The sequence below is a fragment of the Rhizobium cauense genome (assembly GCF_019511525.1).
Lineage (GTDB): Bacteria > Pseudomonadota > Alphaproteobacteria > Rhizobiales > Rhizobiaceae > Rhizobium > Rhizobium cauense.
In genome coordinates this window covers 435,547-451,659 of sequence record NZ_JAEUAT010000001.1, presented here as the reverse complement: position 1 = coordinate 451,659, position 16,113 = coordinate 435,547, and the positions used below count along the sequence as shown (strand labels likewise).

Below are 16,113 nucleotides of genomic sequence, written 5' to 3'. Positions count from 1 at the left end.
GAAAACGAACGGATCGCGGCATGGTTCCTGTCGTCAGTAACCTCTCTGCCGGTCGACGACGAATTGCAGCGGCTCGCCGCCCTCGTAGCGGGCGATCTGGCGCTCGACGTGCCGGAAGAGCGCTGTCTCATCGGAAACCGCCGCATCGTGCGGCGTAATGAACACGTTCTCCAAGCCCCAGAGCGGATCGTCGGAGGCAAGCGGTTCGACCGCGAAGACGTCGATCGAGGCACCGCCGAGGACGCCGTTCTTGACAGCGGCGACGATGTCGGCCTGCACCTGGCTCTTTCCTCGCCCGGCATTAATAAACACCGGCTTGCCGAGCGCTCCGCCTTGCCGCAGCTTCGAAAACAGTGCGGCATTGTAGAAGCCTGTCGTCTCCGGTGTCAGCGGCAGCAGACCGACGAGAAAATCCGTTCTGGAGAGGAATTCATCGAGTTGCCCGGAATCGAAGGTGTCGATACCGTCGATCTCCTTGCGGCTGCGCGACCAGCCGATGACATTGAAGCCCATGACCTTCAGCTTGTGGGCCGCGTCCTGCCCGAGCACGCCGAGGCCCATGATGCCGACGGTGATTTCGGCAGCCTCGGGCGGAACCAGCTTGCCCCAGATGCGCGCCCGCTGATCCTTGTCGTGCTGGTGCTGCTGGCGGAGATGCATCAGGCACTGCATCACCACCCATTCGCTCATCCGCGTCGTCAGGCTTCGGTCGGAGAAGCGAACGATCGGGACGTCGGGCAGGCCCGGCAGGTTCATGAAGCTGTCGACGCCTGCGCCGCCGGAGAAGATGACCTTGAGGTTGGGGGCGCGGCTGAAAAGATCCGCGTCCGGCTTCCAGAGCAGCGCATAGTCGATGCCGGTCAGATCGCGATCTTTGTTGGCGGGATCGGCGAGGTTGATGCTGCCGCGATCCGAAAAGGCCGTTTTCAGGATGCGGGCAACGGTTTCGGGGTCGAACTTTAGGTCGACGAGAATAGGTGGTCTTGCGGACATGATCGTCTTTACTGTTGGACGGCGGGTGTCGGCACCGCCTCGATGTTGAAGGCGGCAGCCATCAGCGCCTTGGTATAGTCATCCTTCGGCGCACCGAAGATATCGGCGGACGATCCCTGTTCGACGACCTTGCCGAAGCGCATGACGATGACGTCGTTTGCCAGCGCCTTCACCACCTTAAGGTCGTGGCTGATGAAGAGGTAGGCGAGGTCGTGCTTCTTCTGCAGATCGCGCAGGAGGTCGACGACCTGCGCCTGAACGCTCATGTCGAGCGCCGAGGTCGGCTCGTCCAGCATCACGAAGCGCGGTTTCAAAACCATGGCGCGGGCTATGGCGATGCGCTGGCGCTGGCCGCCGGAGAATTCGTGCGGATAGCGCCAACGGGTCAGCGGATCGAGTCCGACCTCCTCCAGCGCCCAGCAGACACGGCTGTCGCGCTCTTCATAGGAGAGTGATCGTTCATGCACCTTCAGCCCCTCGGCGATGATGTCGCCGACCGACATGCGCGGGCTGAGCGAACCGTAGGGATCCTGGAACACCACTTGCAACTGGTTGCGCAGAGGTCGCATTTCCGTAAATGAATAGCTGGCTATATCCTTGCCGACGAAGCTGATCCGGCCCTGCGACGAGATCAGCCGCGTCAGTGCCAGACCGAGCGTCGTCTTGCCCGAGCCCGACTCACCAACAACACCGAGCGTCTGCCCGGCGCGCAGCTGAAGATCAATGCCGTCGACGGCCTTCACATGATCGACGACCTTGCGCATGAGCCCGGCCTTGATCGGGAACCACACGCGAATGTCGGACCCCTGCATCACGATGGGCTTCGAGGCGTCCGCAAGCGGCGGCTCGCCGCGCGGTTCGGAGGCGAGGAGATGCCGGGTGTAATCGTGTTTGGGATTGCGGAAGACCTCTTCCACCGTGCCGGTCTCGACGATCTTGCCCTTGGTCATCACGCAGACCCGGTCGGCGAACTTGCGGACGATGCCGAGGTCGTGGGTGATGAAGAGCATGGACATGCCGTGCTCGCCCTTCAGTTGCCGCAGCAGTTCGAGGATCTGCGCCTGCACGGTCACGTCAAGCGCGGTCGTCGGCTCGTCGGCGATCAGCAGTTCCGGTCGGTTGGCGAGCGCCATGGCGATCATCACGCGTTGCCGCTGGCCGCCGGAAAGCTCATGCGGATAGGCTTTCAGCCGCTTCTCCGGCTCGCGGATACCGACCTGGTTCAGGAGTTCGAGGATACGCTTGCGAGCGGCCTGACCCGTCAGTCCCTGATGCAGTTCGAGAATCTCGGCGATCTGCTTCTCGATCGAGTGCAGCGGGTTGAGCGAGGTCATCGGCTCCTGGAAGATCATCGTGATGTCGTTGCCGCGCACTTCGCGCAACGCCTTGTCGGATGCTTTCAGGAGGTCCTTGCCCTTGAACAGGATTTCGCCGGAGGGGTGGCTGGCGGCGGGGTAGGGCAGTAGCCGCAGGATCGAGTTGGCAGAGACCGACTTGCCGGAGCCGGACTCGCCGACCAGCGCCACGACCTCGCCCCTGCGGATATCGAAGGAGACGCGATCGACAGCCAGCGATGTTTCGCCGCCCTGGTGGAATGCCACCGAGAGATCGCGAACGGACAGCAGTGTTTCGGCAGCGTCACTCATTGAAACGTCTTCCTGGGATCGAATGCGTCACGAACCGCCTCGCCGATGAAGATCAACAGCGACAGCATGATCGACATGGTGAAGAACGCGGTCAGCCCGAGCCACGGCGCCTGCAGGTTCGCCTTGCCCTGTGCGATCATCTCGCCGAGCGAAGGCGAGCCCGGCGGCATGCCGAAGCCAAGGAAGTCGAGCGAGGTCAGCGTGGTGATCGAGCCCGACAGAATGAACGGCAGGAAAGTCAGCGTCGCCACCATGGCGTTTGGCAGCAGGTGCCGCCACATGATCGTTCGGTTGCCGACGCCCAGCGCTCGCGCCGCCCGGACATACTCGAAATTGCGCGCCCGCAGGAACTCGGCGCGCACGACGCCCACGAAGCCGACCCACGAGAAGAGCAGCATGATCCCGAGCAGCACGAAGAAGCCGGGCGGCAGGATGGCGGCGATGATCAGCAGGATGTAGAGCACCGGCATCGACGACCAGATCTCGATGAAACGCTGCAGCAGCAGGTCCGTCCAGCCGCCGAAATAGCCCTGGATCGCACCGGCTGTGACGCCAATGACGGCCGAGCAGATCGTCAGTACCAGGCCGAAGAGCACGGAGATGCGGAAGCCATAGATGACCCGGGCGAGCACGTCGCGCGCCTGGTCGTCCGTGCCGAGCCAGTTGAGATTGCCGAAGTTGCAGCCGGGATCGGAAGCACCCTGCGGATATCCCGAGCAGCGCTCCTCCTTGCTCATCATCCAGAAGGGCGCTGTCGGCGCCGAATGCGGGATGTTCGAGTTGACGGAGCGATAGGAGTAATGGATCGGCGGCCAGATCATCCAGCCGTTGGCGTTGATCTCGTCAGCGATCACGTCGGAGCGATAATCGGTTTCGGCGAGGAAGCCGCCGAACTTCTCTTCCGGATAGTTGACCAGCACAGGAAACAGGATCTCGCCCTTGTAAGAAGCGATGATCGGTCGGTCGTTGGCGATGAACTCGGCAAACAGGCTGAGCACGAACAGCACTAGGAACAGCCACAAGGACCAGTAGCCGCGGCGGTTGGCCCTGAAGTTCTTCCAGCGGCGGACGTTGGTCGGCGACAGCAGCCCCTTGCGTGGCGGCTTGACCGGCGTGGCGGTCGTCGGATTGGCGGCGGTGTCCATCAGACGTCCCTCCGCTCGAAGTCGATGCGCGGATCGATCCAGGTGTAGATCAGGTCCGATATCAGGCTGACGAACAGGCCGAGCAGCGAGAAGATGTAGAGCGTCGCGAACACGATCGGATAGTCGCGGTTGACCACCGAGAGATAGCCGAGCCGTCCGAGACCATCGAGCGAGAAGATGTTCTCGATCAGCAGCGAGCCGGTGAAGAAGGCGGAGATGAAGGCGCCGGGGAAACCGGCGATGATGATCAGCATGGCGTTGCGGAACACATGGCCGTAAAGCACCTGCCGTTCGTTCAGCCCCTTCGCCCGCGCTGTCACCACATATTGCTTCTTGATCTCCTCGATGAAGGAGTTCTTGGTCAGCAGCGTTGTCGTTGCAAAGGCGGCCAGCGAAAGCGAGATCAGCGGCAGCGTCAGGTGCCAGAAATAGTCGAGCGGCTTCTGCCACCAGGCGAGCTGGTCGAAATTGTCGGAGACGAGGCCGCGCAGCGGAAACCAGTCATAGAAGGATCCGCCGGCAAAGAGCACGATCAGCAGGATACCGAACAGGAAGCTCGGCACGGCATAGCCGATGATGATGATGCCCGAGGTCCAAACGTCGAAGGTCGAGCCGTCCTTGACTGCCTTGCGGATGCCGAGCGGGATCGAGATGCCGTAGGAAAAGATCATGATCCAGATGCCGAGCGAGGCCGAGACAGGCAGCTTTTCCTTGATCAGCTCAAGAACCGTGGTGTTGCGGAAGAAGCTCTCTCCGAAGTCGAAGCGGATGTAGTTCCACATCATCTCGCCGAAGCGCGTCAGCGGCGGCTTGTCGAAGCCAAACTGCTTTTCGAGCTTCTTGATCAGTTCAGGATCAAGCCCCTGCGCGCCGCGGTACTTCGAGCCGCCTTCGTCGAGGCCACCGCCGCCGAGAAGATCGCCACCACCGCCCGATAGCCGCGAGTCGGCGCCTTGCGCGTCGCCGGTCAGCTGCGCGATCACCTGCTCGACCGGACCGCCAGGCGCGAACTGGATGACTGTAAAGGAAATTGCCATGATGCCGACGATTGTCGGGATCATCAGAAGCAGGCGGCGAAGGATATAGGCTCCCATCAGCGAGCGGCCTCCGGGGAGTTCTGTCGTAGGCTGTCCAGTCTATCGCCGCTCAATCGTAAAGCCTTCCTTTGCCGGTTCGTCCGGCGCTGATCATGGTCCGAAGTGATTCGGCTGGCCCATTTGGAGCCCAGCCGTCAGGCCAATGCAAGTCCGCTCATTTCTTGGCGGAAGACGACCACCAGACATCCGGGAAACCGGTGGAGTAGGTCGGATATTCGGCCGGCCGGGTGATCGTGTTCCAGTAGGTGATCGACTGCGTATCGCGGTAGAACAGCGGTACGACGTAGTGGCCCGCCAACAGCACGCGGTCGAGCGCCTTGATCGCTGCCACCTGCTCGTCTCGATCAGGCGCGAAGATCACCATGCGGATCAGCGCGTCGATTGCCGGGTCTGAAATGCCGGCATAGTTGCGCGAGCCCTGCTGGTTCACCGAGCCCGAACCCCAGTAGTCCGCCTGTTCGTTGCCGGGGTTCATCGTCTCGGCCCACACGTTCCAGATCATGTCGTAGTCGAAGCTGCGCACCCGGTTGGTATATTGCGAGGCGTCCACCGTGCGCACTCGTGCGTCGATGCCGATCTTCTTGAGGTTGTTGGCATAGGGAACCGCCCAGCGCTCCAGTAACGGGCTAGACAGCAGAATCTCGAAGCTCATCGGCTTGCCGGTCTCAGTATTGACCATGCGGTTGCCCTTGATCTCCCAGCCGGCTTCCTTCAGCAGCTTGATCGCCGTGCGCAGGTTGTCGCGGCTCTTTTGCGGGTCGCCGCCGACAGGGTTTGAGTAGGCGGTGGTGAAAATCGAAGGCGAGACCTTGTCCTTGAGATCGTTGAGGATTTCGAGTTCGCGACCCTGAGGCAGGCCGGAGGAGGCAAGCTCGGTATTCCAGAAATAGCTGTCGATGCGCTTGTAGCTGTTGAAGGCGACAGTGCGGTTCAGTTCCTCGAAGTCGAAGCCGTAATTCAGCGCCTCGCGGACCTTCTCGTCCTTGAAAGTGTCACGGCGCGTGTTCAACACCATGGCCTGCATGATGCCGGTGGCGCGCAGCGCATTCGGCACGTCCTCTTTCTTCACGCGGCCTTCCTTGACGGCGGGGAAATCATAGCCGGTCGCCCAGCGCGCGGCGAGAGTCTCCTGCCAGAAGTCGCTGTTGCCGGCGCGGAAGGCTTCGAACTCAACGTCACGGTCGGCGTAGTAGGTGTAGGTGATCGAGCCGAAATTGTTCTGCCCGACATTCACATTGAGGTCCTTGCCCCAATAGTCGTCGCGCAGCTCGTAGCGGATCGTGGCCCCCGCCGAATAGGCGGCGATCTTGTAGGGCCCGGAGCCCATGACCGGTTCCAGCGTCGTCTTGGCGATATCGCGCGGCTTGCCGTCAGGCCCGGTGCCTTCCCACCAGTGCTTCGGTACCACCACGAGCTGACCCAGAATATTGGGAAGCTCCTTGTTATCCTTCTCGTCGAAGGTGAAGGTCACGTCGCGCTCGCCCGACTTCTCGGCCTTGACCACATGCTTGTAGTAATTGGAGGCGAGCGGGTTGAGCTCCTTGACCTTGTCGAAGCTGAAAATCACGTCTTCGGGTGTGACGGGCTTGCCATCCGCCCACTTCGCCTCCGCGCGCAGCCGGAAGGTCGCACTCGAGACGTCGTCCGGATAGGAAAGCCCTTCCGCAAGCAGCCCGTAGGAGGCCAGCAATTCGTCGTCGGCCGATTTCATCAGCGTCTCGAACGGCAGCGTCAGGCCGACCGCCGTTTGGCCCTTCGAAAGCAGCGGGTTGAACGTGTCGTAGGTACCGGATGCCGAAAGCCTCAGATTGCCGCCCTTCGGAGCATCCGGGTTCACGTAGTCGAAGTGGGTGAAGCCCGGCTTGTATTTCAGCTCGCTGATGACGGAGCTGCCGATCTTGAAATCCAGGTCCTGAGCCGTCGCAGCCAGCGGCAGCGCCAATGTGCCGAAAAGAGAAAAGACCACACCAAGTTTCGACCACGTAAGCGCCATTCGCCAACCCCGATTGTTTTCTGCTTTCGCCGACAATAGGCGAAAAGCAGGCGAAAAACAGGTGAGGGGCCAGTTTTTGTCTGGCTCGCGAGATCGTGACCAACCTGGCCAATTACGGCTGCTCGATGTCTCGGCGTGCAAAACATCGATTCACCAAAATTGCTTTTCACGATAGATTCGCTGCAAATCACTCGGCCGCGCGCCGCAGACGCTCAGGACATGGCATGGCTCTCCATACCAACGCAACTTTCCAGACATTTTTGAAATTGGCATTCGCCGGCCTGCTCGGCGCGAGTGTTGTCGCGGGTGACGTGGCTGCCCAACAGAAGCAGCCGAGTCCCGGCAGTGCCAAAGCCATTTTCGGCTCCGTCTCTCTGCCGAACCAGGGCGTAGCGCAACCCTATGGTTTCTACGCGAAAGGCTGCATGTCCGGCGCCGTGGCGCTGCCGGTCGATGGACCCACGTGGCAGACCATGCGGCTTTCGCGCAATCGTCGCTGGGGCAATCCGGCCATGATCTCGCTCCTCGAGCGGCTCTCGCGTGACGCGGCTAAGTATGACGGCTGGCCTGGCCTGCTGGTTGGCGACATCTCGCAACCGCGCGGCGGGCCGATGTTCAACGGTCATGCCTCACACCAGATCGGACTTGATGCAGACATCTGGCTGACGCCAATGCCCGCTCACCCCTTGAGCATCGAGGAGCGTGAAACGCTGCCCTTCACGACGATGCTGCAGAAAAATGCGTTCCTGACCATCAATCCCAATGTCTGGACCGAATCGCGGGCCAGGCTGTTGATGCGTGCGGCGAGCTATCCCCAGGTCGAGCGGATCTTCGTCAATCCTGCCATCAAGAAGAAGATGTGTGACACCTGGACGGGGGATCGCACCAATCTCGGCAAGCTGCGCCCGATCTACGGCCACGATTCGCACTTCCACATCCGCATCAAGTGCCCGCCGGGCGCAGCCTCGTGCAAACCGCAGGCGCCGGTTCCTGCCGACGATGGATGCGGCAAGCCGCTGGCATGGTGGTTCACGAAGGAACCATGGGCGCCGCCGAAGCCACCAAAGCCCGGCGTGAAACCGGTCAAGCCGCGCGAGGTGATGGTCTCCGATCTTCCGAATGCCTGCGCGTCGGTTCTCGCAGCACCATCCGTCGATTCCATTCAGGCGGCAACATTTGGCGGAGCCGCCGCTGCCCCGGCAGTCGCGCCGATGGCCGTGATGCCTGCCGGGGCGTCCGACGATGCGCTGCCTGACATCGGCCCGGTGCCGGACGACAAGCCCTCCGGCGAGTGAAGGTTTGACAACGCTGGTGGCGGTCTTTCAAAAGGCGGGCGCATCGTATAGAAGCAGCCAAATCGATTGAATTTCAGGCGGAGGTCCCTTTTCATGGCCGGCGGCAAGTGCCTTGCATTGATTGCGCATGACCAGAAGAAGGATGACATGGCGGAGTTTGCCCGCCGCAACCGCGAGACATTTGCGAACTGGAGGATCGTCGCCACGGGCACGACCGGCGGCCGGGTGCTCGAAGCCGCTCCGGACCTCGACGTAACCCGTTTGAAAAGCGGTCCGCTCGGTGGCGACCAGCAGATCGGGGCGCTCATTGCTACGGGCGAAGTCGACGTGCTGATCTTTTTTGTCGATCCTCTGACGCCGATGCCGCATGATGTCGATGTCAAGGCTTTGATGCGCCTTGCAATCGTCTACGATATCCCGATGGCGCTCAACGAAGCGACCGCCGACAAGCTTATCGCCACCCTTCACGCGTAACCGGCGCTCGAATAGCGCGCACGCACGGAACCTGTCATGTCTCATCTCGATACCAGCGACACCGCAATGCCCTTCCCGATCCTGATCGGTGATATCGGCGGCACGAATGCCCGCTTTGCGATCATCCCGGACGCCGCGGCAGAGGAGATTAATTTCCCGAACGTGCGCACCGCCGACTTCGAGACCATCGACGAGGCGATCCGCAGCTGCATTCTCGAAAAGAGCAGCTTGCGACCGCGTTCTGCGATCCTGGCCGTCGCCGGACCGATCAGCGCGGATGAAATACCGCTGACGAACTGCGATTGGGTGGTCCGCCCGCGGACGATGATCGATGGCCTCGGCATTGAGGATGTCCTTGTCGTCAACGACTTCGAAGCGCAGGCGCTGGCAATTGCCAACCTGTCTGACGAGAACCGCGAGCGCCTTGGTGATGCGGCGGCGCATGAGGACATGGTTGCGTCCCGTGTCGTTCTCGGGCCAGGCACCGGCCTCGGTGTCGGCGGCTTGCTGCATGCGCGTGACGTCTGGATCCCGGTTCCGGGCGAAGGCGGCCACGTCGATCTCGGGCCGCGCACGAAACGCGATCTCGAAATCTTCCCGCATGTCGAAACGATCGAAGGGCGCATCTCGGCTGAGCAGATCCTGTCCGGTCGCGGCATCGTCAACCTCTATCGGGCGATCTGCACGGCGGATGGCATCGCCCCTGTCTACTCCGATCCGGCAGACATCACCTCGCACGCACTCGCCGGCTCCGATAAGGTCGCCGTCGAAACGATCAGCCTGTTCACGACCTATCTCGGCCGCGTTGCGGGTGACATGGCGATGATCTTCATGGCGCGTGGCGGCGTCTTCCTGTCTGGCGGTATTTCCCAGAAGATCCTTCCGGCGCTAAGGAGACCCGAGTTCCGCGCTGCTTTCGAGGACAAGGCGCCGCATTCGGAGTTGCTCGCCACGATCCCGACTTACGTGGTCACGCATCCGCTTGCCGCGCTGGCGGGTCTGTCCTCCTATGCCCGCAAGCCCGCAAGCTTCGGGGTCTCGACGGACGACCGTCGCTGGCGGGCATAGCGGCTCTGGTCAAATGACCGCCAACTCTTTATAGAGCCGGGCGAGAGCACGCAGCCATGAAGACACGCGTGTCCTGACACACAGGAAGACTGATTTTTGCAAGCACCTGACACCCAGCAGAAGCCTGTAACGAGCGACAGCATCACCGGCATCTTGAAGCGCATCATTGCGGAAAACGGCCGTGAGCATCTGTGGGGCTACGTTTTTGCCATAATCTGCCTCGTCACCGTTGCGCTGTCGACGGCCTACACCGCCTGGATCATGAAGTCGGTGATCAATGAGGCGTTCCAGAATCGACGCGCGGACATCGTCTGGGCGATCTGTTTTACGATCTTCATTGCTTTCGTGGCGCGCGGTTTCGCGAGCTATGGTCAAGCGGTGGTCCTCTCCAAGATCGGCAACAACATCGTTGCGCGCTATCAGCAGCGCGCCTATTCGCACCTGATGAAGTTGTCGCTCGGCTACTTCAACCAGACGCGATCGGCCCACGTCGTTTCGCAGCTCAACCAGAATATCAGCGGTATCCGCGACGTGATGAACCTCACCATCACCTCGACCGTCCGCGACCTCCTGACATTCATCTCCCTGCTTGCGGTGATGATTATCCAGGATCCGCTGCTCAGCCTGGCGGTTTTCGTTCTGGCGCCGCCGCTTCTTTACGCCCTGCGCTATGTGTCGAAGCGGCTTCGCACGGCGACCAAGGATGCGATCCATGTGAACAACCATGTCGCCGGCGCGATGCAGGAGACCATCCAGGGCATCGCCATCGTCAAGGCCTTCACCATGGAATCCCAGCTGGAGGAGAAGGTCGACAGACTGGTCGTGAGTGCCGAGCGGCGTGCAAACCGCATTGCTCGCCTGTCCGAGAGGACGGCGCCGCTCACGGAAAGCTTCGCCGGTCTTGCCGTAGCCAGTGTTCTCGCCTACGCCGCCTACCGGACGATCTACTACAACATTCCCCCGGGTGCCTTTTTCTCGTTCGTCATGGCCCTGCTGCTGGCCTACGATCCGGCACGCCGCCTCGCGCGCCTGCAGGTGCAGATGGAGCGCGCCGTTGTCAACGCGCGCATGATCTACGAGTTTCTCGACATGGTGCCGCACCAGCGCGATGTCAGCGGTGCCAAGCCGCTTGTGGTCACCGATGCCCGGATCGAGTTCCGCAACGTTTCGTTTGCCTATGGCGACGACGAAGTCCTTCGTGACGTCAGCTTTGTCGCCGAGGGCGGGAAGACGACGGCACTTGTCGGACCATCCGGCGCTGGAAAGTCGACGATCATCACGCTCATTCCGCGCTTCTATGATCCGAAGGGCGGACAGATCCTGATCGACGGACAGGACATTGCGCTTGTGACCAAAAAGTCGTTGCGCGAGCAGCTGGCCTATGTCTCGCAACAGCCGTACCTGTTCGAAGGCACCATCCGCGACAATATCCGCTATGGCCGCCCGGAGGCGACCGACGAGGAAGTCGAGCGCGCCGCACGCTTGGCCTATGCCCACGAATTCATCCTGGCGCAGCCTCAAGGCTACGACACGCCGGTCGGAGAAAACGGCGTCACCCTCTCCGGCGGTCAGCGCCAGCGCCTTTCGATCGCCCGTGCGCTGGTGCGCAACGCGCCGATCCTGCTTCTCGACGAAGCGACCTCGGCACTTGACACCGAGTCCGAAGCGGCGGTCCAGAAGGCGCTCGACGAAGCCATGGTTGGCCGCACCGTCGTTGTTATTGCCCATCGTCTTTCGACCGTTGTACGCGCCGACAAGATCGTCGTGATGCAGCAGGGCCGGATCATGGAGGAAGGCAACCATGACAGCCTTGCGAAGCGCAGCGACGGTCTCTACGCTCGCCTCAACAATCTGCAGAGGCCTGCCGCCTCCGATGCCCGCTGACGAATAGGACGATCGACTGACATGAGCGATGCTGCGATGAAGCTGGTGGTGGTTGGTGCAGCAGGTCGCATGGGGCAGGCGCTCATCCGGTTGATTCACGAGATTGATGGCGTCACCTTGCATGCCGCCGTCGCGCGCCCGGGTTCGGTCTTCGTCGGCAAGGACGCCGGCGAGATTTCAGGGCTTGGTCCGAACGGCGTCATCATCGGCGACGATCCGCTCGCAGCCTTCCTGCATGCCGACGGCGTTCTGGATTTCACCACGCCGGCCGCGACCAACGAATTTGCCGCACTCGCCGCTCAGGCCCGTATCGTCCACATCATCGGCACGACAGGCTGTTCGGTAGAGGACGAAGCGAAGGTATCCGCGGCCGCCCGCCACGCCCGCATCGTCAAGTCAGGCAATATGGGTCTCGGCGTCAATCTGCTGAGCGTGCTCGTCGAGCAGGCTGCGCGCGCCCTTGATCCCGCGGATTGGGATATCGAGGTTCTCGAAATGCACCACAAGCGCAAGGTCGACGCCCCCTCGGGTACCGCCCTGCTTCTCGGTGCGGCTGCCGCCAAGGGGCGCGGCATCGATCTCGCCACGCATTCGGTCCGTGTCCGCGACGGCCACACCGGCCCGCGCGTATCGGGCACGATCGGTTTCGCGACCTTGCGGGGCGGCTCGGTCATTGGCGAACACTCTGTTGTCTTCGCCGGCGAAGGCGAAATGGTGACCATGTCGCACAGCGCCGGCGATCGTTCGATCTTTGCGCGTGGCGCGATCAAGGCCGCCCTTTGGGCGCGCGACAAGAAACCAGGTCTCTATTCCATGCTCGACGTGCTCGGGCTTTCCCAACACTGATATTGTCAGGAGGCATTTTTCATGAGCGGCACTCTCGTCCTCGTTCGCCACGGCCAGAGCGACTGGAATCTCAAGAACCTTTTCACCGGCTGGAAGAACCCTGATTTGACCGAGCTCGGCATTCAGGAAGCCAACACCGGCGGCAAGGCGCTCGCCGACTATGGCATCAAGTTCGACATCGCCTTCACCTCCGATCTCAAGCGCGCTCAGGACACGCTGAAGATCATCCTCGACAACGTCGGCCAGCCAGGCCTTAAGACGATCAAGGACCAGGCCCTGAACGAGCGTGACTACGGCGATCTCTCCGGTCTCAACAAGGACGACGCCCGCGCCAAGTGGGGCGAGGAGCAGGTCCATATCTGGCGCCGCTCCTATGACGTTCCGCCTCCGGGTGGCGAAAGCCTGCGCGACACCGGCGCCCGCGTCTGGCCCTACTACCTGACGGAAATCCTCCCTCGCGTCCTGCGTGGCGAAAAGGTGCTGGTCGCCGCCCACGGCAACTCGCTGCGCTCGCTGGTCATGGTGCTCGACCGCCTGACCAAGGAACAGATACTCGGCGTCAACCTCGCGACTGGCGTGCCCATGGTCTACAAGCTCAACGCCGATTCGACGGTCGCTTCCAAGGAAGTGCTCGGCGACATGTCCGGCGCGCATTGATAGAAAAGCGCCGCGTGTCATTGGAGGCGCGGCGCGTTTTAACTTTGTGTGACGCATCATCTGCGGCGGCCAGAATACCATCGTCTAGGTCAGCTACCATAAGGTATGTATAGCCCCATCAGCCGCCTTCTTTCACGATGAAGCCCTATGTGGCCTTCTGACGGATCAAGGAGTTTCTGATGTCGCAGGTTTGGTTGATTACCGGCAGTTCCCGCGGGATCGGCAGGGCGCTTGCGGAAGCGGTGCTGGCAGCAGGGCACAAGTTGGTTGCGACGGCGCGCGACCTTCCGCAGCTTGAGGATCTCAAGAAGCGCTACGCCGAGAATGTCCTGACGATCTTTCTTGACGTAACCGACGAGCAATCGGCTGCTTCAGCGGTTAAGGCGGCGGTCGAAACATTCGGTCGTCTCGACGTGCTCGTCAACAATGCCGGTTATGGTGACGTCGGATCGATCGAGGATACGAGCCTTGCCGATTTCCGCGCTCAGATCGAAACCAACCTGTTCGGGACGATCATCGTTACCAAGGCAGCGCTACCGCTGATGCGCGAGCAGGGTTTCGGCCACATCATCCAGTTTTCCTCTGTCGGCGGCCGTATCGGCCCGGCGGGGCGCGGCCCCTACGCGGCCGCCAAGTGGGGCGTCGAGGGGTTCTCCGAAGTGCTCGCGAGAGAGGTCGGCCCACTCGGCATCAAAGTGACGATCATCGAGCCGGGCGGCTTCAGGACCGATTTTGCCGGCGCCTCCACCACGCTCCGCGAGGGGCGTCCGGAATACGAAGACACTGTCGGCAAGATGGCCCGCTATCAGCGCGACTACAACGGCAAGCAGCCAGGCGATCCGGCGAAAGCTGCTGCCGCAGTGCTCTATGTCGCCGGCCTCGCTGAACCACCACTCCGCCTGCCGCTCGGCAGTGACGCCATTCGTGGCTTGGAGCAGAACGATGCCGTCAGGGCAGAAGCCCATCGGCAATGGCGAGACCTCAGCATCTCCACCGACTTCGAGCCGGGGGCAGGGGCGGGACGATTTCCCTGGGAAGCAAAATAGGTCGGTTGCTTCCGGGTGGGATCGGAAAGTTCCCGGGTCCGGAGCTACGGCTCGCCCTCCGTTCAATTCTCGATCGTGAACTGCACCCGATCTGCAGCAAACCGGCTGATCGCATATTGCACCGGCACGCCCTCGAGGTCGGTGTTGACAGCTTTGGTGATCAGCAGGATCGCGCCGGGCGCCAGTTCGAGTGCTATGGTATCCGCCTCGTCGGCATGGATGGCGGTGATCTCGGTGGTTGAGCGCACGTAGTCTGATAGTCCAAGCTCGGCAAAGGCCCTGGTGATGGATTCCGTCCGCTTGTAGGCGTCGGGCATGCCGCCAAAGCGCGCGGCCGGAAACCACGCCGTCGCGCAGGAGACCGGGCGGCCATCGGCCTTGCGCACCGTCTCCATGCGGATGACGGGCTCGCCCGGCCGGATCTTCAGCCCGCGCGCCACGTCCGCGTCGGCCTTCTCCTCCGAATGGGAAAGCAGCAGTGCGCGCATCTCGCGCGCCTGCTCGCCGATCCCTGATGTAAACCGCGTGCGCCTGGTGATCGGGAAATTCAGTCGCTCCTTGCGCTCTATCAGCGTGCCGCGCCCCTGCACGGCGCGCACGATACCCTCCTGGGCAAGGGCCGCGATCGCGCTTCTGACCGTATGTCTGTTGACACCGAACTGTAGCGCCAGCACCGTCTCTGGCGGCACCATGCCGGTCTCGTCATAGGCGCCGGCGCTGATCGCCTGTCGAATGCGGTCGGCGATCTGCCGCCACAGCGCCACGCCCGTCTGTCTTTGTACCTGCCCAGCCATTTTGCCCCTTGATGTCATACGCTTGTCATGTCGCCGATTTAAGCGTAACCATATCTTGTATAGTTGTCTATATCAATAGACATTTAAAGGATGTGGCGATGACCTTAGCGGAAAAGAATGAGCCGGGGGCAGGTGGGCGCAAGCGCGTCGTCGACCTGCTTGCGCGTGCGGAGCGGCAGGAGCTGGTCGAGGCATGGGACAAGCTGGCGGAAAAGCCGGTGGTCCAGCCGGTGCGCGGCCCGGAAACAGGCCTCGTCATGGTCCGGGGCAGGATGGGCGGCGGCGGTGCGCCGTTCAACCTCGGTGAAGTGACTGTGACACGCGCCACCGTGCGCCTTGCATCGGGCTCCGTCGGTCACGCCCAGGCGCTCGGCACCGATCGTGAGAAGGCCAGGCTTTCCGCCATCTTCGACGCGCTCTGGCAGGAGCAGGCGACGCAATCCTTCGTCGAGCAGGCGCTTCTGCAGCCGATCGCCGCACGCGTGGCCGATGCCGATCGCCGCAAGGCCGATGAGACGGCAGCAACCCGCGTCGATTTCTTCACCATGGTTCGCGGAGACGACTGATGAGCCTCAAGACGGAAGTTCTGACTGGTGGCTTTGCTGAGCCGGTCTTCCACGCCCAGAGCGTGTTCAAGCTGATGATGGATGCGATGGCGCGTCCGGGCACGATCCAGACGGTCTCCCCCGATGCTTTGCCGCCGGCCCCCCTCGGCGTTGCAGCAGGTGCGATCGCGCTGACGCTCTGCGACCATGACACGCCCGTCTGGCTGTCATCGGGGCTCGCAAAATCCGCCGTGCCGCAATGGCTCGGCTTCCACACCGGCGCGCCTGTCACGCCGGAGAAGGCCGAAGCGCGCTTCGCCTTCGTCGAAGCTGGAACGCCGCTGTCGTCCTTCGGTCTCTTTGCCGCCGGCACGCAGGAATATCCGGACCGTTCGACGACACTGGTCATCGAACTGGCGGATATCGAAAGCGGCCGCAAGCTGGCGCTCATGGGCCCGGGTATCAAGACGGTCACCGATATCGCGCCGCTCGGCCTGCCCGATACCTTCCTGCGCCTCTGGACGGAGAACCGCGCCCTCTTCCCGCGCGGCATCGACATCGCGCTGACCTCGGGCAGCCGGTTTGTCTGCCTGCCGCGCACCACCAAGATCACCGCAACGGAGATGTGAC

Annotated in this window: 15 protein-coding genes; 9 read left to right on the top strand and 6 right to left on the bottom strand. The window is 62.1% G+C overall.

All coding sequences use genetic code 11. The annotated features are described in order from the left end of the window. Positions 1–33: 33 nt before the first annotated feature. The 5 genes from JNB88_RS02235 to JNB88_RS02215 form a co-directional block, all read right to left on the bottom strand. Positions 34–993, bottom strand: coding sequence for a 2-hydroxyacid dehydrogenase (locus JNB88_RS02235; protein WP_220354118.1), 960 nt, complete (start codon positions 991–993; stop codon positions 34–36). 8 nt (positions 994–1,001) lie between these two features. Then, positions 1,002–2,639 (bottom strand): ABC transporter ATP-binding protein, encoded by a 1,638-nt coding sequence (locus tag JNB88_RS02230; RefSeq protein ID WP_220354117.1) that lies wholly within the window; start codon positions 2,637–2,639, stop codon positions 1,002–1,004. Next, positions 2,636–3,784: an ABC transporter permease gene (locus JNB88_RS02225; RefSeq protein ID WP_220354116.1), complete on the bottom strand. Its 1,149-nt coding sequence runs from the start codon at positions 3,782–3,784 to the stop codon at positions 2,636–2,638. The genes JNB88_RS02230 and JNB88_RS02225 overlap by 4 nt, the downstream gene beginning before the upstream one ends. Next, a complete protein-coding gene (locus JNB88_RS02220) occupies positions 3,784–4,878 on the bottom strand; it encodes a microcin C ABC transporter permease YejB (protein WP_220354115.1) in 1,095 nt (364 codons plus the stop codon). Before JNB88_RS02220 ends, JNB88_RS02225 begins: the two co-directional genes overlap by 1 nt. A 157-nt stretch (positions 4,879–5,035) precedes the next feature. Then, positions 5,036–6,874 carry an extracellular solute-binding protein gene (locus tag JNB88_RS02215; RefSeq protein WP_220354114.1) on the bottom strand — a complete coding sequence of 613 codons (1,839 nt, stop codon included), beginning with the start codon at positions 6,872–6,874 and terminating at the stop codon, positions 5,036–5,038. A 224-nt stretch (positions 6,875–7,098) separates the two neighbouring features. Here JNB88_RS02215 and mepA point away from each other — a divergent pair, with 224 nt between their 5' ends. The 7 genes from mepA (at position 7,099) to JNB88_RS02180 (ending at position 14,144) form a co-directional block, all read left to right on the top strand. Then, complete coding sequence (mepA, locus tag JNB88_RS02210) at positions 7,099–8,169, top strand: penicillin-insensitive murein endopeptidase (protein ID WP_220354113.1); 1,071 nt, start codon at positions 7,099–7,101, stop codon at positions 8,167–8,169. A gap of 93 nt (positions 8,170–8,262) precedes the next feature. Continuing rightward, positions 8,263–8,643 carry a methylglyoxal synthase gene (locus JNB88_RS02205; protein WP_037130870.1) on the top strand — a complete coding sequence of 127 codons (381 nt, stop codon included), beginning with the start codon at positions 8,263–8,265 and terminating at the stop codon, positions 8,641–8,643. A 36-nt stretch (positions 8,644–8,679) separates the two neighbouring features. Beyond that, positions 8,680–9,711, top strand: a complete 1,032-nt coding sequence (locus JNB88_RS02200) for a glucokinase (RefSeq protein WP_220354112.1) — start codon at positions 8,680–8,682, stop codon at positions 9,709–9,711. Positions 9,712–9,807: 96 nt separating this feature from the next. Further along, on the top strand, positions 9,808–11,595 hold the full coding sequence (locus JNB88_RS02195; protein ID WP_220354111.1) for an ABC transporter ATP-binding protein: 1,788 nt from the start codon (positions 9,808–9,810) through the stop codon (positions 11,593–11,595). A 21-nt stretch (positions 11,596–11,616) separates the two neighbouring features. Further along, positions 11,617–12,441, top strand: coding sequence for a 4-hydroxy-tetrahydrodipicolinate reductase (dapB, locus tag JNB88_RS02190; protein ID WP_220354110.1), 825 nt, complete (start codon positions 11,617–11,619; stop codon positions 12,439–12,441). A 21-nt stretch (positions 12,442–12,462) separates the two neighbouring features. Further along, the gene (locus JNB88_RS02185; protein ID WP_220354109.1) at positions 12,463–13,098 is read left to right on the top strand and encodes a 2,3-bisphosphoglycerate-dependent phosphoglycerate mutase; all 636 of its coding nucleotides are present in this window, start codon (positions 12,463–12,465) and stop codon (positions 13,096–13,098) included. 179 nt (positions 13,099–13,277) lie between these two features. Continuing rightward, positions 13,278–14,144: an oxidoreductase gene (locus tag JNB88_RS02180; RefSeq protein WP_220354108.1), complete on the top strand. Its 867-nt coding sequence runs from the start codon at positions 13,278–13,280 to the stop codon at positions 14,142–14,144. 62 nt (positions 14,145–14,206) lie between these two features. Here JNB88_RS02180 and phnF read toward each other — a convergent pair whose 3' ends face one another. Beyond that, the gene (gene phnF / locus JNB88_RS02175; protein ID WP_220354107.1) at positions 14,207–14,938 is read right to left on the bottom strand and encodes a phosphonate metabolism transcriptional regulator PhnF; all 732 of its coding nucleotides are present in this window, start codon (positions 14,936–14,938) and stop codon (positions 14,207–14,209) included. A 98-nt stretch (positions 14,939–15,036) separates the two neighbouring features. Here phnF and phnG point away from each other — a divergent pair, with 98 nt between their 5' ends. Beyond that, positions 15,037–15,504: a phosphonate C-P lyase system protein PhnG gene (phnG, locus tag JNB88_RS02170; protein ID WP_220354106.1), complete on the top strand. Its 468-nt coding sequence runs from the start codon at positions 15,037–15,039 to the stop codon at positions 15,502–15,504. Next, a complete protein-coding gene (gene phnH / locus JNB88_RS02165) occupies positions 15,504–16,112 on the top strand; it encodes a phosphonate C-P lyase system protein PhnH (RefSeq protein ID WP_220354105.1) in 609 nt (202 codons plus the stop codon). Before phnG ends, phnH begins: the two co-directional genes overlap by 1 nt. The last annotated feature ends 1 nt before the right edge of the window (position 16,113 follow it).

What these genes read in the sequence shown, in the direction of transcription:
- JNB88_RS02235 (WP_220354118.1), bottom strand. Translation starts at nt 993, where the DNA reads ATGTCCGCAAGACCACCTATTCTCGTCGACCTAAAGTTCGACCCCGAA.
- JNB88_RS02230 (WP_220354117.1), bottom strand. Translation starts at nt 2,639, where the DNA reads ATGAGTGACGCTGCCGAAACACTGCTGTCCGTTCGCGATCTCTCGGTG.
- JNB88_RS02225 (WP_220354116.1), bottom strand. Translation starts at nt 3,784, where the DNA reads ATGGACACCGCCGCCAATCCGACGACCGCCACGCCGGTCAAGCCGCCA.
- JNB88_RS02220 (WP_220354115.1), bottom strand. Translation starts at nt 4,878, where the DNA reads ATGGGAGCCTATATCCTTCGCCGCCTGCTTCTGATGATCCCGACAATC.
- JNB88_RS02215 (WP_220354114.1), bottom strand. Translation starts at nt 6,874, where the DNA reads ATGGCGCTTACGTGGTCGAAACTTGGTGTGGTCTTTTCTCTTTTCGGC.
- mepA (WP_220354113.1), top strand. Translation starts at nt 7,099, where the DNA reads ATGGCTCTCCATACCAACGCAACTTTCCAGACATTTTTGAAATTGGCA.
- JNB88_RS02205 (WP_037130870.1), top strand. Translation starts at nt 8,263, where the DNA reads ATGGCCGGCGGCAAGTGCCTTGCATTGATTGCGCATGACCAGAAGAAG.
- JNB88_RS02200 (WP_220354112.1), top strand. Translation starts at nt 8,680, where the DNA reads ATGTCTCATCTCGATACCAGCGACACCGCAATGCCCTTCCCGATCCTG.
- dapB (WP_220354110.1), top strand. Translation starts at nt 11,617, where the DNA reads ATGAGCGATGCTGCGATGAAGCTGGTGGTGGTTGGTGCAGCAGGTCGC.
- JNB88_RS02185 (WP_220354109.1), top strand. Translation starts at nt 12,463, where the DNA reads ATGAGCGGCACTCTCGTCCTCGTTCGCCACGGCCAGAGCGACTGGAAT.
- JNB88_RS02180 (WP_220354108.1), top strand. Translation starts at nt 13,278, where the DNA reads ATGTCGCAGGTTTGGTTGATTACCGGCAGTTCCCGCGGGATCGGCAGG.
- phnF (WP_220354107.1), bottom strand. Translation starts at nt 14,938, where the DNA reads ATGGCTGGGCAGGTACAAAGACAGACGGGCGTGGCGCTGTGGCGGCAG.
- phnG (WP_220354106.1), top strand. Translation starts at nt 15,037, where the DNA reads ATGACCTTAGCGGAAAAGAATGAGCCGGGGGCAGGTGGGCGCAAGCGC.
- phnH (WP_220354105.1), top strand. Translation starts at nt 15,504, where the DNA reads ATGAGCCTCAAGACGGAAGTTCTGACTGGTGGCTTTGCTGAGCCGGTC.